This window comes from Pseudoalteromonas sp. S3178 (assembly GCF_005886985.1).
Lineage (GTDB): Bacteria > Pseudomonadota > Gammaproteobacteria > Enterobacterales > Alteromonadaceae > Pseudoalteromonas > Pseudoalteromonas carrageenovora.
Genome location: NZ_PNCW01000370.1, coordinates 1 through 396, shown reverse-complemented (window position 1 = coordinate 396; position 396 = coordinate 1). Strand labels below are relative to the sequence as shown.

1 protein-coding gene is annotated in these 396 nt (G+C 55.1%); it reads left to right on the top strand.

All coding sequences use genetic code 11. The features are described from left to right. The coding region (locus CWC11_RS21335) for an AMP-binding protein (RefSeq protein WP_138684209.1) at nucleotides 1-396 on the top strand (396 nt) is incomplete at both ends.

Below are 396 nucleotides of genomic sequence, written 5' to 3'. Positions count from 1 at the left end.
ACGATACCGCAGCTAAGTACCGCTCGGAGCTGTGTCTGCATGAATTATTTGAACGTCAGGTCGATACCCATCCAAAGAAAACCGCCCTGGTCTGTGAAGAGACAAGCCTCAGTTATGAGACGTTAAACCGCCGCGCCAACCAGCTGGCCCATTACCTGAAAGCACAGGGGGTGAAGCCGGATACCTTAGTGGGGCTTAGCGTCGAACGTTCAGTGGACATGGTGATTGCCATTTTGGCAATCCTCAAGGCTGGCGGCGCTTATGTGCCTTTAGATCCCAACTCCCCGCAAACGCGGCTGAGGCATATGCTCAGCGACAGCGGCGTCACTTTAGTGCTGACGCAGCACAGTGTTCGGGAGCAACTACCGGACTGTTGCGGACAGGTATTGTGCCTGG